Annotated in this window: 25 protein-coding genes; 12 read left to right on the forward strand and 13 right to left on the reverse strand. The window is 63.4% G+C overall.

Annotation, left to right across the window (positions count from 1 at the left end):
* Window positions 1–62: 62 nt before the first annotated feature.
* Window positions 63–863: a lysostaphin resistance A-like protein gene (locus tag ACZ6IE_RS00415; RefSeq protein ID WP_464606151.1), complete on the forward strand. Its 801-nt coding sequence runs from the start codon at window positions 63–65 to the stop codon at window positions 861–863.
* 110 nt (window positions 864–973) lie between these two features.
* Window positions 974–1,459 (forward strand): helix-turn-helix domain-containing protein, encoded by a 486-nt coding sequence (locus tag ACZ6IE_RS00420; RefSeq protein WP_464606153.1) that lies wholly within the window; start codon window positions 974–976, stop codon window positions 1,457–1,459.
* Between the two features lie 101 nt (window positions 1,460–1,560).
* Here ACZ6IE_RS00420 and ACZ6IE_RS00425 read toward each other — a convergent pair whose 3' ends face one another.
* Both ACZ6IE_RS00425 and ACZ6IE_RS00430 read right to left on the reverse strand, forming a co-directional pair.
* Window positions 1,561–2,403: an SRPBCC family protein gene (locus ACZ6IE_RS00425; protein ID WP_464606155.1), complete on the reverse strand. Its 843-nt coding sequence runs from the start codon at window positions 2,401–2,403 to the stop codon at window positions 1,561–1,563.
* A 152-nt stretch (window positions 2,404–2,555) separates the two neighbouring features.
* Window positions 2,556–2,801 carry a hypothetical protein gene (locus tag ACZ6IE_RS00430; RefSeq protein WP_464606157.1) on the reverse strand — a complete coding sequence of 82 codons (246 nt, stop codon included), beginning with the start codon at window positions 2,799–2,801 and terminating at the stop codon, window positions 2,556–2,558.
* Here ACZ6IE_RS00430 and ACZ6IE_RS00435 point away from each other — a divergent pair.
* Window positions 2,800–3,210 (forward strand): NAD(P)H-binding protein, encoded by a 411-nt coding sequence (locus tag ACZ6IE_RS00435; RefSeq protein ID WP_464606159.1) that lies wholly within the window; start codon window positions 2,800–2,802, stop codon window positions 3,208–3,210. The two genes, ACZ6IE_RS00430 and ACZ6IE_RS00435, sit on opposite strands and share 2 nt — an antisense overlap.
* Before the next feature lie 413 nt (window positions 3,211–3,623).
* On the forward strand, window positions 3,624–4,313 hold the full coding sequence (locus ACZ6IE_RS00440; RefSeq protein ID WP_464606161.1) for a hypothetical protein: 690 nt from the start codon (window positions 3,624–3,626) through the stop codon (window positions 4,311–4,313).
* Window positions 4,314–4,410: 97 nt separating this feature from the next.
* On the opposite strand, the gene ACZ6IE_RS00445 is transcribed toward ACZ6IE_RS00440, so the two are convergent.
* From ACZ6IE_RS00445 to ACZ6IE_RS00465, 5 genes are all read right to left on the reverse strand, one after another.
* Complete coding sequence (locus tag ACZ6IE_RS00445) at window positions 4,411–5,067, reverse strand: response regulator transcription factor (RefSeq protein ID WP_464606162.1); 657 nt, start codon at window positions 5,065–5,067, stop codon at window positions 4,411–4,413.
* Complete coding sequence (locus ACZ6IE_RS00450) at window positions 5,064–6,296, reverse strand: sensor histidine kinase (RefSeq protein ID WP_464606164.1); 1,233 nt, start codon at window positions 6,294–6,296, stop codon at window positions 5,064–5,066. The genes ACZ6IE_RS00445 and ACZ6IE_RS00450 overlap by 4 nt, the downstream gene beginning before the upstream one ends.
* A gap of 64 nt (window positions 6,297–6,360) precedes the next feature.
* On the reverse strand, window positions 6,361–7,185 hold the full coding sequence (locus ACZ6IE_RS00455) for a hypothetical protein (protein ID WP_464606166.1): 825 nt from the start codon (window positions 7,183–7,185) through the stop codon (window positions 6,361–6,363).
* Window positions 7,185–7,916 carry an ABC transporter ATP-binding protein gene (locus tag ACZ6IE_RS00460; RefSeq protein ID WP_464606168.1) on the reverse strand — a complete coding sequence of 244 codons (732 nt, stop codon included), beginning with the start codon at window positions 7,914–7,916 and terminating at the stop codon, window positions 7,185–7,187. The genes ACZ6IE_RS00455 and ACZ6IE_RS00460 overlap by 1 nt, the downstream gene beginning before the upstream one ends.
* Window positions 7,917–8,105: 189 nt before the next feature.
* Window positions 8,106–8,561 carry a DUF421 domain-containing protein gene (locus ACZ6IE_RS00465; protein WP_464606170.1) on the reverse strand — a complete coding sequence of 152 codons (456 nt, stop codon included), beginning with the start codon at window positions 8,559–8,561 and terminating at the stop codon, window positions 8,106–8,108.
* Between the two features lie 255 nt (window positions 8,562–8,816).
* Here ACZ6IE_RS00465 and ACZ6IE_RS00470 point away from each other — a divergent pair, with 255 nt between their 5' ends.
* The 4 genes from ACZ6IE_RS00470 (at window position 8,817) to ACZ6IE_RS00485 (ending at window position 13,250) form a co-directional block, all read left to right on the forward strand.
* Window positions 8,817–9,194 (forward strand): hypothetical protein, encoded by a 378-nt coding sequence (locus ACZ6IE_RS00470; protein ID WP_464606172.1) that lies wholly within the window; start codon window positions 8,817–8,819, stop codon window positions 9,192–9,194.
* Window position 9,195: 1 nt separating this feature from the next.
* Window positions 9,196–10,044 (forward strand): LPXTG cell wall anchor domain-containing protein, encoded by an 849-nt coding sequence (locus ACZ6IE_RS00475; protein WP_464606174.1) that lies wholly within the window; start codon window positions 9,196–9,198, stop codon window positions 10,042–10,044.
* A gap of 470 nt (window positions 10,045–10,514) precedes the next feature.
* Window positions 10,515–11,906: a TrkH family potassium uptake protein gene (locus ACZ6IE_RS00480; protein WP_464606176.1), complete on the forward strand. Its 1,392-nt coding sequence runs from the start codon at window positions 10,515–10,517 to the stop codon at window positions 11,904–11,906.
* 51 nt (window positions 11,907–11,957) lie between these two features.
* On the forward strand, window positions 11,958–13,250 hold the full coding sequence (locus ACZ6IE_RS00485) for a DUF2254 domain-containing protein (RefSeq protein ID WP_464606178.1): 1,293 nt from the start codon (window positions 11,958–11,960) through the stop codon (window positions 13,248–13,250).
* A gap of 68 nt (window positions 13,251–13,318) precedes the next feature.
* Here the strand turns inward: ACZ6IE_RS00485 and ACZ6IE_RS00490 are convergent, their stop codons facing one another.
* A complete protein-coding gene (locus ACZ6IE_RS00490; RefSeq protein ID WP_464606180.1) occupies window positions 13,319–15,124 on the reverse strand; it encodes a BCCT family transporter in 1,806 nt (601 codons plus the stop codon).
* A gap of 215 nt (window positions 15,125–15,339) precedes the next feature.
* Window positions 15,340–16,284, reverse strand: coding sequence for an alpha/beta hydrolase family protein (locus ACZ6IE_RS00495; RefSeq protein ID WP_464606182.1), 945 nt, complete (start codon window positions 16,282–16,284; stop codon window positions 15,340–15,342).
* Between the two features lie 127 nt (window positions 16,285–16,411).
* On the opposite strand from ACZ6IE_RS00495, the gene ACZ6IE_RS00500 reads away from it, so the two are divergent.
* A complete protein-coding gene (locus ACZ6IE_RS00500) occupies window positions 16,412–17,029 on the forward strand; it encodes a TetR/AcrR family transcriptional regulator (RefSeq protein ID WP_464608565.1) in 618 nt (205 codons plus the stop codon).
* Window positions 17,017–17,259, forward strand: coding sequence for a hypothetical protein (locus tag ACZ6IE_RS00505; protein WP_464606184.1), 243 nt, complete (start codon window positions 17,017–17,019; stop codon window positions 17,257–17,259). The genes ACZ6IE_RS00500 and ACZ6IE_RS00505 overlap by 13 nt, the downstream gene beginning before the upstream one ends.
* A 124-nt stretch (window positions 17,260–17,383) precedes the next feature.
* Here the strand turns inward: ACZ6IE_RS00505 and ACZ6IE_RS00510 are convergent, their stop codons facing one another.
* From ACZ6IE_RS00510 to ACZ6IE_RS00520, 3 genes are all read right to left on the reverse strand, one after another.
* Window positions 17,384–18,238 carry a CPBP family intramembrane glutamic endopeptidase gene (locus ACZ6IE_RS00510; RefSeq protein ID WP_464606186.1) on the reverse strand — a complete coding sequence of 285 codons (855 nt, stop codon included), beginning with the start codon at window positions 18,236–18,238 and terminating at the stop codon, window positions 17,384–17,386.
* 68 nt (window positions 18,239–18,306) lie between these two features.
* Window positions 18,307–19,221, reverse strand: a complete 915-nt coding sequence (locus ACZ6IE_RS00515) for a class C sortase (RefSeq protein ID WP_464606188.1) — start codon at window positions 19,219–19,221, stop codon at window positions 18,307–18,309.
* Between the two features lie 49 nt (window positions 19,222–19,270).
* Window positions 19,271–20,716 (reverse strand): SpaH/EbpB family LPXTG-anchored major pilin, encoded by a 1,446-nt coding sequence (locus ACZ6IE_RS00520; RefSeq protein WP_464606190.1) that lies wholly within the window; start codon window positions 20,714–20,716, stop codon window positions 19,271–19,273.
* 212 nt (window positions 20,717–20,928) lie between these two features.
* On the opposite strand from ACZ6IE_RS00520, the gene ACZ6IE_RS00525 reads away from it, so the two are divergent.
* Window positions 20,929–21,402, forward strand: coding sequence for a hypothetical protein (locus ACZ6IE_RS00525; protein WP_464606192.1), 474 nt, complete (start codon window positions 20,929–20,931; stop codon window positions 21,400–21,402).
* 203 nt (window positions 21,403–21,605) lie between these two features.
* Here ACZ6IE_RS00525 and ACZ6IE_RS00530 read toward each other — a convergent pair whose 3' ends face one another.
* Window positions 21,606–22,085, reverse strand: a complete 480-nt coding sequence (locus tag ACZ6IE_RS00530; protein ID WP_464606194.1) for a MarR family winged helix-turn-helix transcriptional regulator — start codon at window positions 22,083–22,085, stop codon at window positions 21,606–21,608.
* Between the two features lie 132 nt (window positions 22,086–22,217).
* On the opposite strand from ACZ6IE_RS00530, the gene ACZ6IE_RS00535 reads away from it, so the two are divergent.
* Complete coding sequence (locus ACZ6IE_RS00535; RefSeq protein WP_464606196.1) at window positions 22,218–22,976, forward strand: NAD(P)-dependent oxidoreductase; 759 nt, start codon at window positions 22,218–22,220, stop codon at window positions 22,974–22,976.
* Window positions 22,977–22,992: the final 16 nt, after the last annotated feature.

Consider the following 22,992-nt stretch of genomic DNA (forward strand, 5'->3'; position numbering starts at 1 on the left):
CCCGAACGCACAAGCGCAGGCTAGAGTTCCCGAAAAGCTCCCTTCCGAGTGAAAGGCACACCATGCGTGTAACTCCTCGAGTCTGGCTCGGCTTCGCGATCTGGGCGGGCTACGTGCTCATCATCTTCGTCGTCTCACAGTTGAGCGGGGTTCCCTTTCCCGAGATCGGAACCTCGGCCGACTCCACCTGGCGCGGGGCCGTCCTGGACCTCGCCGTCGGTGCCGTCGCGCTCATCGTCGTCACGTCGGTCCTGGGATGGTGGCGGCCTGCCCTGTTCGAACGCACTCGTTCGCGCCACAAATGGCCGATCTTCGTACCCGTGCTCATGTTCGTGCTTGCGGTGCTCAATCTCCTGAACACCGACTGGTCTCGTTTCGACGCGTCGTTTCTGCTCGCGCTCATCGCCTTGGGTGTCCTGGTGGGCTTCGCTGAAGAACTCATGGCCAGGGGTCTCGTCCTCACCGCATTTCGTGCCCGGCTCGGCGAGGGGTGGGTCTGGTTCCTCTCCAGCGCGCTCTTCGGCGTGATGCACCTGGTGAACGCGGCGCTCGGAGCGCCCCTGGCGGCTTCTCTTGTGCAGGCGGCAATGGCGTTCGCATCAGGGACTGCGTTCTACATTTTGCGGCGCGTCTCCGGCTCGCTCATCTGGGCCATGGCGTTACACGGCCTCTGGGATGTTTCCGTTTTCGCTGTCGGATATGCGCCCGTTGCGACATCCCTGGCTCCGCTGTTCGCGCCCCTCGTCGGCATCCTCGCTCTCGTCGTCGTCTACTGGGTCATCCGTGATTCGCGGAAAGTCGATGACGGCTCGATGACGGCCAGCCAGGCCGTTGTCCAAGAGGGGATGCCCCGCCGACAGTGAACGCGAGAACCGAGCAGTTCTCGCAGCTGTTCGGGTTGGCGGCTTGCTGTCGGGTAGATGTCGGGTTGGTGTCGTGGCCCGAAACTCCCCCGGTTCGTAGGGTTGGGGCTATGAATGAGACACGAATCGTGGAGCTGCGAAAAGCTCGTGGATGGACGCAAGAGAAGTTGGCCGAGGAAAGCTCGGTGACGGTGCGCACCATCCAGCGCTTGGAAGCCGGTAACGACGCCAGCCTCGAGACCCTGACCCTCCTGGCTCGCGCACTGCAGGTGACCGTGCGCGACCTTTTCGCTGAGATCCAGGACGCCACGTTCGACGACGCCGTCACCAACCTGGATCGACGAAGCGCGCTGCAACAGGAAAGGCGGCGAACGATCACCAAAGGTCTCGAGAGCCTGTATTACGGGGTCGGGGCTGTGCTGACGTTGGGGGTTCTGGCTGCCATAGCTACCGACCTGTGGCCCAACATCGCGTTGCTCATCGTTCCGGGCTACTGGGTGGGCGGGTGGCTTCTGTCGATCTTCCTGCTCTTCGTGGTTGTCGGGCCGCGCCTCGACCGGAAGTACCCGCTCTCGATCCAACGTGCGACGGAGTAGTCCTCGCGTGCGCTGAGCGCCGGATAGAAAATGCCTCAACAGGGAGGTGGGCAGCGGTCACGCACGCCTCCACGTTCGCCTCTGAGGTGTCGCTCCTCGGGTCAGCGGAATGCGCGGCTGATCGCGCCGCCCGTCTGGAACAGGGTGATCCACACGAGGAATTTCTGAATGGGACGCAGGGGTAAAGCGACGAGCCTTCTCCACCCCGGGCGTCGCGACCATGACTTGGTGATCTGCACCTGGGTGCCGCCGGTCGTGTTCACCAAGGTGAACTCCGTCAGAATCGCATTGCTGTGTGGGGCATCGGGGTAGGTGAAGCTCCACGCGATCCTTTCCGGTCGGTGCGCTGTGACGAGTTCGATGTCGCGGCGGCGGAACCCGGGCTTCACCTTCACCGGCTTGCCATCCGGGCGGCTTGCAGGAGCGACGCCGTGCCACACCGTACCGGGTGTGACGTCCTGGCCTGCATCGTCGATGGAGCCGACACTCATCTCCCAATCGGGGATGCGTGCCGGGTCCGCGAGCAACTTCCACACTTCGTCAATCGGCGCTGGAACGAATGTCTCGATCGACCCTGTCGCCCGTCCCTTTACCTGTGTGGGCTTGGTCGCCGTTCTTTCGGCAGTCGCGTCGAACTGTTCGAGGTGTTCGAGGTGTTCGAGTACAGCCTGAGGTGTCGTGCCGAGGCGGTTGAGGATGTCGGCGATCAGTCCGCTGGGCTCGGAGACGAGTTCTCGCAGCACGGCGGCGGCATCGCCATTCTTGTCTTTTTCGACGGAGCGCGCGATGGCGTCGTAAGCGCGTTTGCTCCACTCATATCCGGCGGTCTCGTGAAACACGATTCGTCCGGCCTCGGGGAATGAAGCCTCGATGCCGAGTGACGCCAGCTGGGCCGCATGTGCTTCCTCGACGGCACGGCGGGCGCCCTCGATGTCGATGCCCATGCTGCGCAGTGAGGCTCCGGCGGGTTGATCGCTGATGACGAGGGCGAGGAACAGGTGCTCGAGGTCCGCTACGCGAAGCCCTGCTCGGGATGCTTCTTCCATAGCGGCGAGGGACAGAGATTGACTGGTCTGAGCGGCGCGAACGAACTTGCTCATGCGTTCCTCCTGGGGGTCGGGATCGTAGGGTCGACTCGTTTGGAGTGCTTCTTGTGGGCGGCTTGCCGCGTCACCCCGAGCGCGTCTGCGATGTCCTGCCAGGTCATCCCTGCCCGCAGCGCGGCTTCGACTTGCCGAAGCTCCAACGTGTCGGCGAGAACGCGCAACGATGCCACGGCCCGCAACCCTGCTTTCGGGTCGCTGGTGTCGGCAGCCACTGCCGCAATCTGTGAAGACTCCATGTCGTCAACCTACGTTGCTAAGAACCAGTTTGTCAACCTAGGTTGCGTGAGCGTGTCAGGCGTTTGCGGGGGTCTCGGCCAGGGTCTCGGATTCGCCCCATTGACCGCCGCTGTCCTCTTTGCTCAGGGCGCTCACGGCGCCGCCGGCGCCGCAGAAGTGGTCGACTACGGAGCGGTCGCGAACGTGCTCACCGCTTTCGATGGTCGCCCAGTCCGCATTGCACTAATGACCGCGATCGGCGTCACTGTCCGATCCGAAGGCCATGACTGGAAGCGGCGCGGTGAGCGCCTCGTGCGAGCAAGCGGCAACGCATACACAATCGTGCGCCCAGGCTGGTTTGACTACAACGCCTCCGACCAACTCGCCCTTGGCGAAGGTGCTCGTCGGCGGAGTGCGCGACCCGGATAATTTCCCTATCGATGAAGAACCTGACCGGGGCACAGCTCCCTGTGGAACGCAGCGCTAAACGGCCGCGTTCTGACAGTGCTAATTACGGCCACGTGTGAGAGCAAAGCCATAAAAGTAGACAGGAACGCCGCCAGCGCACCCCGAAGGTAGATCTTCCCCGACGACGACGACGCCGGAATGTTCATCTCGCTCAACAGCACGGGCGTGAACGGGGACGCCAGTGCCGCTATCCGCGGTGCTGTGACGACCGGTTTCGCCGACCGCTACATCCCCGAGGGGGACTCAACGCGTAAGCCGATTATCACAAATTGATAACGCGAGCCATCCAAATATGCCGGGGTGCCGAACCCCTGTTACGACCGCGCAGAGAGGTCGGGGACATCCGCCCCACACACGAACAAAGGATTGACACCATGCGTAAGTACATGAAGACCACACTCGGAGTTGCTGCTGCTGGCGCTCTCGCTTTCTCTCTGGCCGCGTGCTCGACCGGTGGCACGACCACCGAGTCCAGCTCTCCGCCTTCGTCCAGCTCCTCGTCGTCGGCTGACGCGACGCCCACTCCGGTTGCGTCGATCCCCGACCTCTCGAAGGGTGTCGACACGCAGGTCGCCGTCGACGCGTCGTTCGTCGATGCTCTGACCTCGCTGGGTCTGACCCCCGGCACCGTCGGCACGGCCACGTTCACCGATGGCACGTTCTCGTTCCCGATCACGGGCGGCAACGTCGACTACTACGACCCCGAAGAGGACTACCGTCCCTACGTTCAGGGCACCATCGACCACGAGGGTTCCGGCCTGTCGTTGACCGCCGGCGCGAAGGTCGTCGAGCTCAGCAACTTCGTGATCGACCCGGGCACCTCGAAGCTCATGGGTGACGTGTCCGTCGATGGAACCGTCGCTGTTGAAGACGCCGTCCTGTTCGACCTGCACGGTGGCACCCTGAAGCCGCTCCAGATGGATGGCGACAACGCGATCCTCGAGGGCACCACGGTCCACATCTCTGATGACGCTGCTGCGCTTCTGAACGAGACCTTCGGCACCGACAAGGTCGCCGGCGGAATGCTCGTCGGTGTCGCCAAGATCACCGTCGCCACCAAGTAACACCCACACCGTAAAAAGGGCACCGCGGATTGACTACCCGCGGTGCCCTTTTACGTGTCACGGGCGATGCAGGTGATCGGTGAATCGCCAGAGGTGGTCACGACACGCTCAATAGGCCGGTTCGGATGCCCCACAGCACCGCCTGCAATCGGTCGCGTGTACAGGTTTTTTGAAAGATGCCAGCGAGATGGTATTTCACGGTCGTCGCTTCGATGAATAGCTCGAGCGCAATTTCTGTGTTGGAGTGCCCCTGCGCCAAGAGCCGCAGGACGTCGAGCTCGCGTTCGGTGAGCGTATGGGGCGATGCCTGAGGGGGACTCGTTTTCCTCCGGCGATTGCCGAATTCTTGGACGATGCGGCGGGTGAGGCGCTGGTCGAGTGTTCCGCCACCTGATGCGACAGAGCGGATGGCTCCGAGCAGCGTCGCTTCGTCGGCACCCTTGAGCAGGAACCCGGCTGCGCCGGCTTCCAGGGCCGCGAACACGTCGCCGTCGACGTCGAAGGTCGTCACGATCAGCACGTCGACGGCGAGGTCCGGGTCGGCGGTGATCTCCCGGGTGGCGGCGATTCCGTCGGTGCCGGGCATGCGGATGTCCATGCACACCACATCGGGGCGGAGCTCTCGAGCCAGGCGAACCGCCTCGCTGCCGTCGGCGGCTTCGCCGACAACCTCGATGTCATCTTCGGTGCCCAGGATGACACCGAGACCCGCGCGCACGACCGCCTGGTCGTCGGCGATCAGTACTCGGATCATGCGTCTCTCCGTTCGGCGAGGGGGATAGTCAACCGGTTGCGCCAGCCACGGTCGGCGGTGGGGCCGGTGCTGAGTTCTGCCCGGATGAGGGCGGCGCGTTCCGACATGCCGGCGAGACCATAACCGGGCGGTGCGTCGGCGCCGAGGGGCTCGGAGGGAACGTCGCCCGGCCCGTTCTCGACCGTCACCTCGAGCGCAGCCGGCAGCCAGCCGAGGATGACCCGCGCCTGAGCGCCCGGCGCGTGTCGGCCGATGTTCGACAACGACTCCTGAACTGTGCGGTAGGCGGCTGTCTCGGCCAGCGGACCGAGCTGGCGCGGCGATCCGGTCGACACGAATTCGACGGCGAGCCCCCGCGCGCGTGCCGCCTCGACGAGACGCTCGATGCCGTCGACATCGGGCGTGGGGCTGGGGGCGCCGCTCCGATCGGGGTCGTCGTCACTGCGCAGCAGCCCCACGGTGCGGCGGAGATCGGCTAGCGTCGTGCGGGCGTCATCCTGGATCGAACCCAGCATGTCGAGCGACCGCTCGGGGTCGCGGCGCACAAGGGCCGCCGCAGCCTGGGCGCTCACGATGATGCCGGAGAGGTGGTGCCCGGCGATGTCGTGCAGCTCTCGTGCCAGGGCCGAGCGTTCGGCCTGCACCTCGCGGGCGGCCGCATCGCGACGCTCGACCTCGAGAAAGCGTGTCTGCGCGTCGAGCGCCCGGCGCAGGCGCTCCCGAGCGCGCGCCGATTCGGCGACGACGGCCGGCGCGATGTACAACACGACCACGCGCGCGGCGGCGGACAGGATTACGACCGTCGGAGGTTCGGCAGAACCGAGGGCCATGCTGACGATGCCGACCAGTGTGGTGAGCAGGGCGGCTGCCGCAAGGGCGATCAGGCGTGTGGGGAGGCCCGTCCGCCGAGCGACCGCATAGGACGCGAAGATCACGCCCAGCGCACCGATGCCCAGTTCGCCGGCCGTGGTCACGAGGATGACGAGGTCGATTGCGACGACCAGCGCGAAGGCCGGCAGGGGCGAGCGGCGGCGCCACAGCAGGACGAGCGCCTGAAGCGCGACGAGGGCGCCGTGCACGACTGGGGAGACGGTGCCGGGAACGGAGGCGTAGACATCCGAACCCCAGATGGCGAGGCCCACATAGGTCAGCGCGACCGCGCCCGTGAGAATCGACGGAACCCATCCCCGGATGAGACGGGAGGATGGCGAGAGCCACAGCGAGCGCATGGATCGAGTCAACCATGTCAGGCGCCCGCCCCGGGTGAGACGAGCGCCTGACAGAGGACGCGACCTAGATGTCGCGTCGTGACAGCGCAACGGATGCCGCGGCGAGAGCGGCTGCCACGAGCGCCACCAGCGCGCCCACGGCGAGACCGGTGCCGAGGACGGTGTCATCGCCGTGGATCACGTTCTGGCTCACCGCCACCGGCAGGAACTGCGTCCAGGCCGGCGCATTGCCCGCGCTGACCAACTGGGCGAAGCCGGTCACGATGGGTTCGGCGACGAGAACGGCGATCATCACGAGCACGCCCGTAAGTTGACCGCGACACAGCAGCCCCAGCGCGAGGCCGAGCACCGACAGACACGCGACCGTGACCGCACCGCGCGCGACGGCCCCCACGATGTCGAGGCCGTCCAACGCCCAGGGGGTTGCCGACACGGTCAGGGTGAGGACCAGGGAGACGAGGCTCACCAGGGCGAGCACGAGACCGAGCGCCAGGCCGGCCGCACCCACCGCGAGCGCTTTGTGCAACACGATGAGAGGGCGGCGAGGCGTCGCGAGCACCACACCGGCCATCGAGCCGTAGCGTTCGTCGCTCGTTCCGGCCAGGACGCCGAAGAGCAGGATGGCGATCAGTGCGATGCCGATCGAGCCACCCCCGAGTGTGGCCCCGAGGGGGCTGAGCGCGTCGAGTTGTGTGGCACGGGCGGCCATATCGATGACGGGGAGGTCGTTGCCGAGGGAATCGGCCCCCGGCCCGATCACCCCCTCCGCCAAGGCGGGCAGGACGGTCACGAGAACCACTTGCGTGGCGATGAGGCCGGCAACGGCGACCCCCGCGGCGACCTGCGTGGCGGTCGTCGAGCGCAGGGCGAGAAGTTCGGCGCGGAACATCAGCGCACCTCTGAGGTTCCGGTGAGGGCAAGGTAGTAGCTCTCGAGGTTGCCCGTCGCACCGGCGCGGACATCCGCCATCGACGCGTCGGCGACGACCCGGCCGTCGGCGATCACAATGATGTCGTCGGCGATCTCCTCGACGTCGGAGAGGAGGTGGGAGGACAGCAACACTGTCCCTCCCGCCTCGGCGAACGCGCGGAGCTTCTGGCGCAGCCACCGCATCCCCGCGGGGTCCAGCCCGTTCGACGGTTCGTCGAGGATCAGGAGGCGCGGTTCGCCGAGCAGCGCAGCCGCGAGGGCGATGCGCTGGCGCATGCCGAGGGAGTAGCCGGCCGCGCGTTGGTCGGCGTCCGCCGTCATCCCGACGTCGGCGAGGGCCGCATTGACGCGAGCCTGCGCGAATCCGCCGCGTCGTGCGGCGATCGAGAGATGCTGACGCCCGGTGCGAGACGGGTGGAGGCCGCCGGCATCCAAGACGACGCCGACGGTGCCGGCGGGATGCCGCAGCTCGCGGTAGGGGCGCCCGAAGACGAGGGCCTCACCGCCGTCGGGGTGCGACAGCCCGAGGGCCAGCCGGATGGTGGTCGTCTTGCCGGCGCCGTTCGGACCGAGGAGGCCGACGACGCGGCCCGGTTGCACCGAGAAGTCGATGTCGTCGACGCGGCGGCGTCCGTGAAAACTCTTGCGGAGCCCGCAGCAGTGGAGAGGGAGGTGGTCTGAAATGCTCATGAACCCAGCCTCGCCGGGGCGGGCTTTCTTCACCCCGGCCAGCCGGCCAGTGCCCCCTGTCCGAAAGGACAGTCTGCTGACCCATCGCGTCAATAACGTGGAACGAGCGAGAGGCGATGAGTGTGCTGCGGACCTTCGGACCCTTCAACGTCTATGGGACTGAATCCAGCAACGACGAGCGAAGATGGCCTAATGGCCGTCAATCCCGCCGACATCTGCGAGAGCTGACCCAGAACCGCGCTGTTGTTTGGTGATGACGCTGAGTGTTCCGTTCGTTTCGAGCACCACTGCGGCGCAGAGGGAAGCGTCTCCGACGCCGCTGCTACGGATGGCCTGATGCACTTCTTCCAGGGTCAATCGTGATCGCTGGATCGTCTCCTCCTGGATGACTCCATCAACGACGAGCGCCGAGGGCTGAGACTTCACTACTTTCTGGAATACCGGGGTTCTTGCGGCGGTGAATGCGACGAGGAACTGCAAGCCGATCAATAGGCCCAGTGCCGTGATGCCTTCCGTCAGCGAAACATCGGTGCTCAGAAGGATCGTCGCCAGGGTTGAACCCAACGCGACAGTCACAATGAAGTCGAACGCGTTCAGCTGGCTGAGTGTGCGCTTCCCGGAGGCTCGTAGAGCGAGGACCAACACCGCGTAAGCACTCGCCCCAACGGCCAACGTTCTCCAAACGTCAGCCCATGAATGAAACCACATGGCGTTTCCCCTTTCTGAGCGCAATGAGTCGGAAACCTAACACTGATTGCCAGCGTTGCATCTCACGTTCCGCTAACGAAGTAGCGACTCAACTCGCATTCCTTACGTGCGGCATGGCACGTTAGTCCGATGGCTCGCGCACGGATGTCTTACGTTCATTGGGATGACTGGGTCCGACAGGAGGACGGTGCCGTGGCATTCTCGATAGCGTTGAACGCCGCCGACATGCCCGCGGTGGTCCTCGTGAACACAGAGGCGCTCAACGATTTCGAGGCAAATGCGGTCGCGCTTTTGCAGCAAAGCATGCCGGCCGCGCTCGTTGTTCCGCAATCAGCGTGGAAGCACGCCATCCGTCCAGGCGCCATCGTGGTCGCTGTATTTCCTGGTCGTAAGCTCGAGCGGCTGATTGTCGCGCACCTGAGTGGCAAAGACATCTCCCTTGTTGTGCTCCTGCACGCCGACGGCAGCAATCTGCTGTCGTGGCTACAGCTGCAGGGACGACAAGACGAGCGCAGCCCCGATTCGAAAGACACCCCGTTGGGCCAAATACTCACAGAAGGAAACCGCTGATATGAGACTGCTCGCATCAATCACCATCGCCCTTCTCGCGACGGCCGGGGGAAGGGTCGCTGCGTCGGCAACCGCGCCGACGGCGACGCCCGCGGCGGCCCCAACACAGGAGCCCACAACCGGTAACGCGGGGGAGATGCTTTCGGTTACCTCGCCCGTTGAGGGCGAGAAACTCATCTCACGCCTTCCTCGCTTCTTCGGGACGGCGCCACTCACGGCAACGGTTGTGTTCTCGGTGGCCGGCGAGGAGCGGGCCCGCGATGTCGTGGATCCGAACGGGCACTTCTCGGTTGTGGTTCCCTTTACGCTTCGCGAGGAAGCGCAGCAGGACGTTCGAATCGCAGCATTCCTGAACGATGCTGAAGTGGCGTCGGTGGATCGCTCGGTGGTGCTCCCGCCGTCCTTCGCGGTCGTCACCCCCGCCCAGAACACAACAACCTCGTCTCGCGATGTGGTGGTGAGTGGCACCGCGGTGCCGGAGTCATCGATTTCGTTGACCGTGCCGTCAGGGCAGGCCGGTGGAGCAATGACTGTGCCGGTGCCCGCCAATGGTGAATGGTCCGCGACGCTTACCTTCGCGGATGCTGCGGACACCGCGCAGAGCGTGACGGTTCGCCAGTTTGTCGCCGGCGAGCAGAGGGGGGAATTCACCCTTCGATTCGCTCTCCCTCCCGCCACAGGCATCAGCCCGGTTCCAGATGACGGGCAGATCGTCCCGCCTGCAACGACGTCCCCGACGCTCCCCGAGACAGGGAGCGAAACTGCGGGGACGCTCCTCCTGCTGTCGCTGGCGTCGATGGTCGCGGGGGGCATCGTCATCGCGCGCCGGAGGCTCGTGCGCAGACGTTGACGCTCTCCTCCGCAGCGCTCGTTCATCCCGTCGCTAGATATGGCCACCATCAACTGAGGTAAGACATCTGGCGAAAGGTCCACCGTGCGCCTAGGCAAAATTGCGTTGCGCTGCGGAGTCCTCGCCTGACACTGTGGGCTCTTCTGACGCGCACGAGCTGCGGTCATAATCGGTCTCGCGACTGTTCTTATCCTCGTCTCGAACGCCCTTGTGCGGGTGAGAGTGAAAGATGCCCATGGCGCAACGTCTGACCGATTGGAAACGGCGGTCGCGCCGATGCCGCGTATCCCGTAGCGTTCATATCGGTGTGGCGGGAAGTCTGGTCGCCGTGCGGCCGACGTGGTCGTTCTTCGTGTGAAAGGTTTTCGCCATGCACGCACGTCCTGCGGCTCCGCTCGCGCCATCGTCACACCCAGCACGTGTCACGGCATCGGTACTCGTCACGGCATCGGTCTGACGGGCGTGCACCGATGAGCGATTCTCGTTTGCATGCGCGTCGCCGGGCCCGGGCTCTTCGAGACGCTTTGACTCCCCGCCACCTGGCTAAGGTGACGCCGGCCCTTCTGGCCCTAGCCATCTTCCTCATGGTGGCCCTGCTTTTCACCGGCCTACTGACGCTTCCAGTGGCCACCCGCGCCGGCCAGGAGACGACTCTCCACGACGCCATGTTCACCGCCTTCTCCGCCGTCACCGTCACCGGACTCGTCTCGGTCGATACCGCCGAGCACTGGTCGTTCTTCGGGCAAATCGTGATCCTTCTCGGAATCCAGATCGGCGGACTGGGCATCGTCACCATCGCCCTTCTTCTTTCGCGTGCCGTCACGCGGAGCTTCGGGGTGCAGGTCCGCATCTTCGCGCAACAGGGGATCGGGACCAACAAACTCGGTGAAGTGCGGTCACTCCTCCGCATCGTGATTCTCACAACCCTGGTGCTCGAGGGTGGGCTCGCGCTCATCCTCATTCCCCGTTTCATCATCGTCGAACAATCTTGGGCGAGCGGCACCTGGCATGGCCTCTTCTACGCCATCTCGTCGTTCAACAACGCCGGATTCTCGCCCAACGTCGGGGGACTGGCGGCGTTCGACGGCGACCTCTGGATCCTCGTACCGGTCATGGTCGGGGTGCTCGTCGGCAGTTTCGGCTTCCCGGTGTTCATGGTGCTCATGGTGGCCCGTCACCACTGGAAGAAGTGGACCCTCCACACCAAACTGACGCTCACGACGACGACGCTTTTCCTCGTGATCGGTGCGGCCGGCTGGGGACTGCTCGAATGGGCGAACACAGCGACGATCGGCGACATGACGGTAGCGGAGAAGATCTTGCACGCCCTCTTCGCGTCCACCATGATGCGCTCGGGTGGTTTCTCGCTCACCGACTACGCGGCATCGACACCGGCGACACTTCTCATCACCGACGCCCTGATGTTCGTCGGCGGAGGGTCCGCATCCACGGCGGGCGGCATCAAAGTCACGACCATCGCGGTCCTCTTCCTCGCGATCATCGCCGAGGCGAAAGGCGACAAGAACGTCATGATCTTCGGCCGCACGATCCCCGAGGGCACCCTTCGGGTCGCGATCAGTGTGACTTTCCTCGGCGCCACCCTGGTGTTGGGGGCAACCGGGCTCATCATGCTCGTCTCAGACGCCCCGCTAGACCGCATTCTCTTCGAGGTCATTTCGGCCTTCGCAACATGCGGGCTCAGCGTCGGCCTCAGCGAAGAGCTCCAACCGTTCGGCTTATACGTTTTGACGGCACTGATGTTCGCCGGCCGAGTAGGTCCCATCGGCCTGGCATCCGCTCTGGCAATCCGCCGACGCAGCCTCCTCTTCCGCTACCCGGAGGAGCGCCCGGTCATCGGCTGACCGTCATTGCCCACATCCCAGAGAGCGCAGCGGGCTGCGTTACTGTCGATCATGCGTTCCCTGCTTCTTCGCGCCCGCGAATCGTTCTGGTTTCTTCCCACGATCTTCGGTGTGGGCGCAATCATTCTCGCCCTGCTCCTCATCGAAGCCGATGTGCTGCTCATAGGGGCGGGCATAACTCACCTTCCTGTTCTCGCTGACCTGTCGGCAACGGGTGGCCGCGCCATCCTCACAACAATCGGCGGAACCATGCTGGGGGTCGCTGCCACGTCTTTCTCCATCACAATTTCGGTTCTGGCAACAACCTCATCCGCCTACGGTCCACGCCTGGTCCGCAACTTCATGGCGGATCGCGGCAACCAGATCGTCCTGTCCGTGCTGACGGCCACGTTCCTGTATGCACTCACGGTGCTGCGCGCCGTGCGAACAGAGGATGATGCATCCGCGGCTTTCGTGCCGACGCTGTCCATCAGCGCTGCCCTCGTCTTCGCGGTCGCCGATGTGGCCGTTCTCGTCTACTTCATCCACCACATCGCCACATCCGTGCAGGTATCGACGCTGCAGAGCCGAGCGCTCGAAGAATTGCGCGCCGTTATCGAACTCGTCTATCCCGACGCCGACGATACGCGCGCCGACCGCGAGAAGGCCGAGCTGCTGCGTGCGACAGGAGGCGCGCCGATCGCCGCCGCCGAATCCGGCTATGTTGCCTACCTCGACCTCGACGGACTGCGCGACGCAGCGCACAAAGACGCGTCTATTTATGAGGTGGTGTCGGCGCCTGGTGAATATGTGCGCGCCGGTGACACCGTGATTATCAGGCACGGCGCACAGAGCCACGAGGTTGACGATAAGGATGCATCCAAATGTGTTGTCGTCGGGCGTCAACGGACACCGCATCAAGACGCGCGGTTCGCCCTCCAGCAGCTCATCGAGACAGGGGTCCGCGGATTGGCGTCCGGGACCAACGATCCCTACACCGCTGTCAGCGCATTCGATTTCATCGGGGACGCACTTTCACATATCTGCGAGCGAGGACATGCGCGAGGTCCACTACGTGACACGGACGGCTCCATCCGTGTTCTCATCCCGTGGCCGGATCCATCCGAGCTCGTCCACGACGTCTTCCTCGCCGCACGCACATATGGAACCGAGCACCCCGCTGTCGTGGAAGCCATCGTGCGTCTCGCGCACAGGCTTGCGGGCGCAGCGCATGGCGACACACGAGCTGCCCTCGCCACAGAAGTTCGTCAGTTCCTAGCTGCCTACGAGCGCACGCAGTCGCGGCAACCCGAAGCGGCCAGGGTGCGTGCCGCGTTCGAGGCGAGCATCTCCAAGCTGGAATGACCGGCATTATGTGCAGGCACTTCGTCGCACTCGCGACTTCGGCCACTCAGGCTTGTCGCGTGTTTCGATTACGGCGCCTTGTCGGGGGAGGGGGGCGGGTCGGTGGGCGGCGTGGTGGCTGTGGTGTCTGTGTACCACTCGCTGAGTGCCGGATCGTCGGAATCGAGCCAGGCGCCGGCGCCCTGTTCGGATGCGACCTGGCTGGAACCGAAGACGAAGTCGTCGCCGTGTTCTTCGATTCCGGCGCGCACGCCCTGGGCGATGGCGATCTTGGCGTAACGGCGGCGCAGCATGTAGGGGTCGGTGCGCAGTTCCTTCGCCCACGTGATCATGATCCCCATCACGACGAAGGCGAAGGGGAGCGCCGTGACCACCATGATGGCTTGCAACCCCGAGAGCGCGTCTTGCCCGCCCGCGAGAATGAGCGATGCGGCCACGAGCCCGAGCATGAGACCCCAGAAGATGGTCACTCCGCGAGATGGCTCGGGCTTGCCCCGCTGGCTCATCGACCCCATCACGATGGATGCCGAATCGGCTGACGTGATGAAGAAGATGACGATCGATAGCAGTGCGATGACACTCGTGATCGTGCCGAGGGGGAGTTGCTGCAGCACGGCGAAAAGCATGGCCTCTGGCGATCCGGCTTCGCTGATGGCAATGCCTTGCGATTCCATCCACATACTCGTGCCCCCGAAGATCCCGAACCAGATCATGCACACGGCCGACGGCACCACGATGATGACGGTTACGTATTGGCGCAGGGTGCGGCCGCGTGAGATCTTGGCGATGAACATGCCGACGAAGGGGGTCCACGACACCCACCACGCCCAGTAGTACGTCGTCCACGCCTGCATGAACTCCTGTGTGTCGGCTCCCATGGAGTTGTTGCGCATCAGCATGGTGCCGAGTTCGGAGAAGAACGTGACCGTTGAGGCTGGGATAAGGTTCGCCAACAGCAGGGTGGGTCCAGCGATCAATACGAAGAGGCCCAGGAGCCCGGCGACGACCATGTTGATGTTCGACAGGATGCGGATGCCCCGTTTCACGCCCGAGACGGCGGAGATGATGAACAGGGCGGTGAGGATGGCGATCGCCCCGATAATGAATCCGTTGCCGAGCTCGCCGGCACCCGTCACTACTTGTACGCCGGACGCGATCTGCAGAGCGCCGATGCCGAGGGAGACGGCCGTACCGAAGAGGGTGACGATGATCGCGAAAATGTCGATGACGGGGCCGAAGATGCCCTGGGTGCGTTCCGAGAACACCGGCGTGAAGATAGCTGAGATCAGTGGAGGGCGGCCGCGACGGTAGGAGGCGTAGGCGATTGCCCCGCCGACGAGGGCGTAGTAGGCCCAGGCCATAGGCCCCCAGTGCAGCACGGTCTGAGCAAGAGCGGTGTGCATGGCATCCACGCTCGCCGGGTCGACGTCGAAGCCGTGGGGTGGCGCCAGGAAGTACGTCAACGGTTCCATCGGCCCGTAGAACAGCAGGCCGATGCCGATGCCGGCGGAGAACAGCATCGCGATCCACGAGACCATCGAGAATTCGGGAGCCTCGTCGTCGGCGCCGAGCCGGATCCCGCCGGTGCGGCCGTAGCCCACGACCAGCATGAAGAGAGTCACTGCGATGGTGAGCATCCCGAACAGCCAGCCGAAGTTGATGGTGACCCAGTCGAGCGCGGAGGCTCCAACGCTGGCAATCGACGCGGGGGATATGAACGCCCAGACAATAACCGCAATGATAAAGGTGCCGGCGAGAGCCAGAACGAGCCGGTTCGTGCGGAAGGTGGTCGAAGTCTTTTCGACTCCGATACCCGGGATGAGTGCGGGGTGGAGGTTTTCCGGATCGATGACGTCCCGGATCAGTTTCTCCACAGGTCGCCTTAGCCGCGCGCGCTTCACTGATCGTTTGCCTTCTGGCATAGTCTCAATCCTGTCGGGTCGCTGTGCAGAAGGTACCCATCATACGAAGGATCCTCGGACGTTGGACTTCACTGGACGCCCGGAGCGTGAAACACCCGGACGTCCGGCTCGAACCCGCTCACCCGCCAGTAGTTACTCTCATGTGGCGGGGTGTGTGATCCCGCGTATTACTTGCTGTCGGCGCGACCAATCGGCTCGCCGCTGCTGTCGAAAGCCGCGCGGGCTGCGGGCCAGCTGTTGTCGTCGACATGCAGAGCAGACTGAAGGTAGGCGGTACTCATCCGCTGGATGACGGCGACCCGCTCAGGGTTCTCGTCGGTGGTCTCGGCCACTTCGTAGCCGACGATCCCGCCAAGGGCGTGTTCTGCGCCAGAGAAGGTGAGGAGGTCGGTGGCACCGGGGCTGTACGTGTACGCGTCGGTGAACCAGTCGGGTCCGCGGCTAGACATCTTGGACTGGTCGTGGTCGCCCGCGATGACGAGTGTGGGTGTCGTGAGCTCCTGGAAAGAGGGACGCATGAACGGAAAATTAGCCTTCGCGAACGGGTGAAGGTCATCGCCGCCGATACCTGTAGCGGCCAACAAGATGCCCGCAGTGACACGGCTATCGGACAGGTCTTCGCCGACCTGGCCTGCTTCGGTGAAGATCCGCGCGCCCAGGAGCGACTGTGCCGTTTGTCCGCCCCAGGAGTGACCGGTAGCAGCGATCCGGCTGCGGTCGATGCGTCCAGCAAGCCCTGGGATGGCACCCTCGACGGTGTCGAGCTGGTCGAGGATGCGTGTGAGATCTGCGATCCGCTCGGTCCAGATCGTCGGAAACACCGGAGAGTCGAACCCGAAGCCGTTTCGGCGCGAGTCGAGGTGCGTGGGCTGAATCACGACAAATCCTCGCGAGGCCCAGAACGCGGTGAGCGGAGCATAGCCGTCAAGGTTCCAGCCATTGCCATGCGAGAACAGCACCACCGGGAGGTTCGTGCCGGTCGCCGGCGCGGATACACGCACCTCGAGCGGGACGGCCCGATCGGGCGCTGACAGGGTGACGGGGGCGATGGAGACCACCGGCGCGCCCGTTCCGATGATGTCGTCTAGAGCGTCAGTGAGAAGCGAGGTCATAGCAATTCCCTTTCGAAGTGCGCTCTGCAATACTGGTTATCGGAGCGTTGTTCCGTAACGTTATGGAACCCGGTTCCGAAATGCAAGTTTGCGCTACGAAGATAGAGAAGATGGGCATATGCCAGAGATACACAGCGACCACTCGCATTCTGCGCAGACCCAGCACGTTGGCCGCCCTCGTCGAAGCCAGCAAGCACTCCTCGACGCTGCGGCAGCAGTGTTCGTGACCTCTGGTGTCGAGGCGCCGGTGCGTGAGATTGCAGCGAAGGCCGGCGTTGGTGTGGGAACGATCTACCGTCATTTCCCGACGCGCTCAGAGCTTGTGGTGGCGGTCTATCGGCATCAAGTTGAGGCGTGTGCGGATGCCGGCCCGCGGCTCCTCGCCGAGCGCCCGACGCCCGAAGAGGCCCTGCGGGCATGGGTGGCCCTCTTTGTAGAGTTCCTCGTCACTAAACATGGGCTCGCTGGTGCGCTGCAGGGAGACAGCGCCGGCTCCGACGCTCTTCATGCCTACTTCGTTGGCCGTCTCGTCCCAGTGTGCGGCGAGCTTCTCGAAGCAGCGCTCCAAGCCGCGGGTTCCGCTCCGCCCATCGATGCCTACAACGTTCTCAAGGGCATCGGGAATCTGTGCATCGGTGCTGCAAACGATGCGCGGTACGACGCTTCTGGTCTCGTGCAACTGTTCATCTCGGGCGTGCTGTCGGGGCAGCCCCGCGGTATTACCATCGGAGGGTGTTCAACGTAGGCCAGCGCACCGCTGTAGAGGGCGCGTTCGCTCTCGCCGGCTACGAAGGGGCGATTCGAACGCTGCCTGTCACCAGCGAGGACGAACGCATATTCGTGCTTGGGCGAGACGACTTGGGACGGCTTCGCAACATCCGGACGCTGGAGCAGATCGTCGGCCAACTCCTCGGGCGCAAGGTCGCAATCATCGATGTGGGGCCCGACTCCCCTGCATCTGTCCCGTTCACGTAGTGTCCGGTAGCGGATCCCTGACCGGACGGGATGGGCGTGAAACGCTCGGTGCCGAAGGTTCGTCGCTCAACTTCTTCGCCCGGCCGCTTTCTTGAACGGATGGGCCAGCTGCGGATCGCGGTTGTTATGCGGTGGTCTCGGCCATCGACTGGCGGCGAGACCCGGGAAGGCGGTCCTTGATGAGGAAGATCGCGATGAGTGCGAGGAAGACGTAGACAAGGCTGAACAGTCCGGCGATACCGAGTAGCCCAGCGGATCCGCCCATGGTGCTGGAGTGTGCATCGATGCCCCCGGTCGCGAGGATGGTCGTCGGGTCGGTGGCCGCGTGCAGCAGCATCGCCCAGATCAGTCGGCCGGTCACGCGCAGGGAGAGGTACATCATGGCGCCGAAGCCGAACGCGTATACGACCGTGACCGCGACGACAATGGGCGCCTGCCCGCTGATCAGGTTGCCGGCATGCAGCAACGCGAAGTAGAAGGATGAGAGAACGAAGACGACTCGTTCATGTGATCCGCCCTGGCGGAGCATTTGCACGACGATTCCGCGGGTCGCGAGTTCTTCGGTGAAGCCGATGCAGAGCCCGAGGAACAGGATTGAGAGCACGAGGGCGACGGACCACGCGGACCATTGCGTCGCGGCCAGGCGGATGACGATGGGGATGAGGATGAGGATGACTGCCACCCACATCCAGCCCCGACCCCGGACCGGTTGGCGTTCGAATAACGCGCCGAACCAACCAACGGATCGGGCGAAAACGATCAGGAGGGCTCCCGCGAAGAGGATAGGCAGGGCCATCCCGAAGAACACGCTCAGGGGTGTGCCGAGAATGTTCTCGCGATCGACGAGATCACCGGCGATCGACGAGATCGCCAAACCGAGCAGCTGATAGACACCCCAATACGCTGCGATGAAAAGCAGTGCTTTCCACCAGGTCCCCTTGTTCCAAAACCGCACCCATGCCGAACCTGTATTTTCCATGTGTCTGCCCCTGACGGCGGTCCCGGTTGTCGGAACGCGTTGCATTGACCCTATTCGAGGTACACGGATTAGGTAAGGACCGTTGGCGGAATACTCCTGCGGCGCGGCTTCCACATTATGCTGGCGCCGATGAGTGCGGCCGGTCCGAGCGCTACGACGATCCACCACGGAAAACCTGCCTGTGACGGCGGCGCGGAAAGCGGACCGGTGACCTGATCGTCCAGGGTGCGGGTAGACACGTGCTCAGCCCGCACGAGAAGGCGATGGCTGTTGATCAGCTTCGGTGTGCACGTGACGAGGGTGACAAGATCACGACCGGGGATTTGTTTGAGTGAGTCGATGTCGTTGGGGGTGACAACGGAGACCCGATCTACTCGGTAGAGGAGTTCTTCGCCGAACGTTTCGATGGTGAACGTGTCGCCCTCAGTGAGACGATCCAGCTCGTCGAACAGGACGGTTTGCGCCAGGGCGGTATGCGCTGTCATCACGGCGTGGCTGCCAGGGCCCCCGACGGGCAATGACGAACCGAGAAGGTGACCGACGCCACGCTGGAGCGTGGCGTCATCCGTTCCGTGAAAGATCGGGAGATCGACGTCGATCGACGGGATGCGAAGGCGCCCCATTGGTTCCCCAGGCTCGACCGAGAGTTGCTGCTCGTAGAGGCGCCGCTCGTCCGGGTCGGTGAGTAGTTCAGTGTCAGGTGCCGGCACGAACGGGTCGCTGAGGGGGCTGTAGGTGAGTTGATCGTTGTAATCGCGTGCGTCGCGCAGAACGTCGGCGCGTTCTTGCTCGGAGAGACCTTGAACGTTCTCCGTGTAAGTCGCTACGTCGTGCGACCGATTGACCGCGGAGAACCATGCCGCGGCTCCCGGCAGCGACACGATAAAGCCGCCGAACAGCGCCAAGAGAATCATGACGACGACCGGTGGCACGCGTCGGCGTGCCACCGGTGTCGGTGTTTCCGCAGTCGTATCCAGAGGCATGGGCGTTCAGCTCAGGTCTCGCAGCACACGTGCGGGATGATGCACTGCGTCAGACGCTCAGTCGACGATGCCGCACGAGCATCAGAACTGCCCCGAGGAGCAACGCGCCGCCCAGCACGTAGATCGCGAGGAACCACGCATCTCCACCGGTCAGTGGCAGGAGGAACCCGCCGTTGCGGGGGACGTTCTCGATGGCCGTTTGAACCAGGAAATCGGCGTTGGCGCTTGCCCCGGTGATTTGGAATGGGACCGCATCGGGCAGAAGCTCGTAGCCCGTGGGCGCCACCGTCTCGACCAGCCAGTAGTACTGATAGGCCGGGTTACCCGGATTTACGGAGTCGCCGTTTGCGAAGTCGGAGAAGCGTAGGCCGCCGATCGTGGTCTTGCCCGTGCTGTCGGTCGTCCCCGTGAGGCCTGTGGTCGCCGCCGTAGAGAAGTCGTTCGAGTGAGACGAATACACCTCGAACGTTCCACCAGCCAGCGCCGTTCCTGTCGGCGAGGTCTTTGTCACCGTCACGCCGCCCCACTTGGTCGAGATTGTGGGGATCTGGGTGACGAGGCCGCCGCTCTCGGTGATGACGGCGCCGTTTTCGATCGATCCACGGCCGTTCAGCACCACCGTCGTGTCGATCTCCACGACCACGGTGTCAGCGTCGCGGTCTGACGCGGTGAGCCGAGCAAGGCCGGCCGCCGTGAATACGACGTCGACCGACGTTCCCTGTGTTGATGGGGTGGCGGCGATGGTGTAATCCGTGTTCTCCACGAAAGGAGTCCCGGGGTCTGTGAGATAAACGCGTGCGTCGAGGTATCGCAGTCGGGGGTCAAGGTCGTCAGTCACTTCGTACTGACTGACCGTTCCTTCTTCGACGTTTCCGACGATGGTCCAGGTGAGGAGGTCTCCTGCCTCGGCCGGCCCAGTGGGAGAGGCTGTCAGATCACTGTGGGCGACGTCGACATCGGCGACGCGTTTGGTTGTGATGGATCGGTTCTTCGGGCTCACGGCCACGTCATAAATCCACGAATCGGTGCCCCCCGCTTGGTCGGTGACCGGGACGGTCACGAGGAACGGGAGGGCTGGGTCGTATCCGTCAGCAGGCGTCGATTCGACGACGTAGTACAACCCGAAGTCCAGGTTGTCGAACACTTCCGAGGAACCGTTCGATGTGGTGGCGGCAACTTCCGTCGTGGTGTAACCGGCCCCGGTCAGTGCAGCCTGGTTGGGATTGCTGCCGACCTGCGCCTCCAGATCAGCGACTTCGACCCACCCCGCGTTCGTTGTGAGGTCGGGAGAGGCGGGATTCGCCTGGCTCGCAACCCGGAACACGGTGAAATCAGCGGTCGCGCGCGGCTTGTTGACCGTCAGCGACGCATCACCGTTGCGCGCGGGATCTGGTTCGAGAGCGGATGCCGGCTGCGCGACTCCGAAGATCACAATCAGTGCTGCAACAAGAGCGGCGGTAACGCCCCACCCCGTGCGTGAACCGTCTTTCAACATTCTTTCCCCTACCCCGAGATTCCGAATGGTGCCCTATAGCGCAAACCGTAGCGGTGAACGGATGTTTTACAACAGAGCTGTGCCCAAATTGGGTGACGCAAAATGCGGCCCTTTGGTGAGCGAAGAATTCCTCGACCGATCTACATTCACGCCCGTAAGCTCAGAGTGCTCCCGGAGCCCCGGGTCGCGGTAGCAACCTTGGGGAGAACGATATGAGCAGAGAAGATAAAGCGCGCGCTGGAGCTCAAGAAGCTGTGGGGAACGACGAGATCATCGATGTCGCCGTCGTGATGCCGCGCGGGTCTACCAAAGCCGGCGTCCTCGGTGCTGCGGTTGGCACTGGACTCGGTGGCGATAACCCCGCCGCCTGGGGAATGGGCGGGGCGATGATCGGTCGGCGCGTCGGCACCGAAGCGAACGGCAGCTATCCGTCGATCGTGCTCGCGCTCTCTGAAACGCGGTTGTATGTTCTCGGACGCACGAAGACTGGTCTCGTGGGCGGTTGGAAGGATCTTCACCTCGTCGCGCACATCGATCGCGATGCCTTGTCCGTGACGCGTAGCCACAGTGGGACTGCCCGCATTATTGAGCTGCACGACAACGCAACAGGCGCAAAGCTCGAGTTCGAAGTTCTTACTGTTGGGAACCTGGGGCTGAAAGAACTCCTCAGCGACGCTCAAGAATAATGCCGCCCGTCTCGCAGCCAGACCACCTCATCTGGACATGGTTTGGGCTAACGGCCAACTAATAATTCAGCGCAGAGCCCCTCTGAGCGCGCATCCTTAACGTGTGGTGGGGGATCAGTAACCCGACGCTTTCGCATCACTGTACCCGCGGCTAACAGTTAACGTTTAGCCGTTCCATTACAGCACGGAAAACTTGAGCCGTCTCAGAATGCGGCAAGGTCCGCTGGTGATGGAGATTCGGGTTCACCGTCGCTAGCGCGAAGCAACTTGACAAGAATTTCATTGAGGCGATGGCTTTCTTCAGCGCTGAGGCCGAGGTCACCCAACTCATTCGTTGTTCTCACCGCGGGCCAAGCGCTTTCCAAGAGTGTCCTACCACTTTCGGTAAGTTCAATCGGGTTCCGACGCCCACGACTTCGAGAGCCAACTCTGCGAACAAGCTCTCGATCCTCTAGAACATCGAGAACCGCGGCAATGCTTTGTGGTCGAATCAGTACAGTTCGAGCCAGATCGGCTTGGGTTATTGGAGATGACGCGGAGAGGTACGCGAGAATGCCGAAAGTCACTGGATTCAAACCGTGTTGAACGAGCCTGCTTTCGAGGCGTCGACCTGTTAATCGCGCAGCGCGAACAAGGTTCCACGTGATGATGTCGTCGAGGTCGAGACCTTCTTGTTGCCACATCTAGTCATCTTCGCACCGTGTTACGTCTACTCTCAGTAACAGGAAACTGTTTATTGGAAGACCTCGGCGCTCCCGAGGCGACGAAAGGTATAACCCCGTGCACTGTCTGATGGCCCTCGGCCCGATGTCGCGATGATGAACGCAGAAGGCCGACTTCCGGAGTCTGACCAACGGGGCGCTCTCAGGCTGACCGTTTTTGGCGCGAACGGAGGGTCAGGTGCAGCCGCTGTCGCTCAAGCCCTTGCTGCCGGGCATGACGTCACCGCCGTCACTCGCCATCCTGAACAGTTTTCGCAGCGTCACGAACGCCTGACAATTTTCCGCGGTGATGCCACAATCCCGACCGACGTGATGCGGGCTGTAGACGGTGCCGACGTTGTCCTGTCTGCTTTAGGGGTTCCCTATAGCAAGAAACCGATTTCGCTCTATTCGCGAAGCGCAGAGTGCATCGTCGACGCAATGCAGCAGGCCAACGTGCGTCGTCTCATCGCCGTCACCTCGTCGGCGGTTGATCCAAACGGTTTCCCGGTCGAAAAGTTCGTGAGCCGCATCGTGGGCCGGTATCTCATCGGCCCGCTCGTGCATCGACTTGGTCGCACGATGTACGAAGACATGGTGCGCATGGAAGAGATCATCCAGGCCAGTGACCTCGACTGGACCATTTTGCGACCGCCTGCTCTGTTCAACGCGGACACGGCCGGGGCATACGAAGTATCACTCACCCCCATGGTCGGTCAGTTCGTCTCCCGGCAAGACCTCGGCGCCATCATGCTGAACGAATCCACGAGCACTGAGCACATCCGCAAGACTTTATACGTTCGATCGGTAGAAGGGCGTCCCAGCATTGTTCGCACGATCTGGGAGGACGGCATCAAGAAGAAATTCGCATAGAACGGAGCGGTGCCGG

The organism is Okibacterium sp. AC114, from assembly GCF_979253355.1.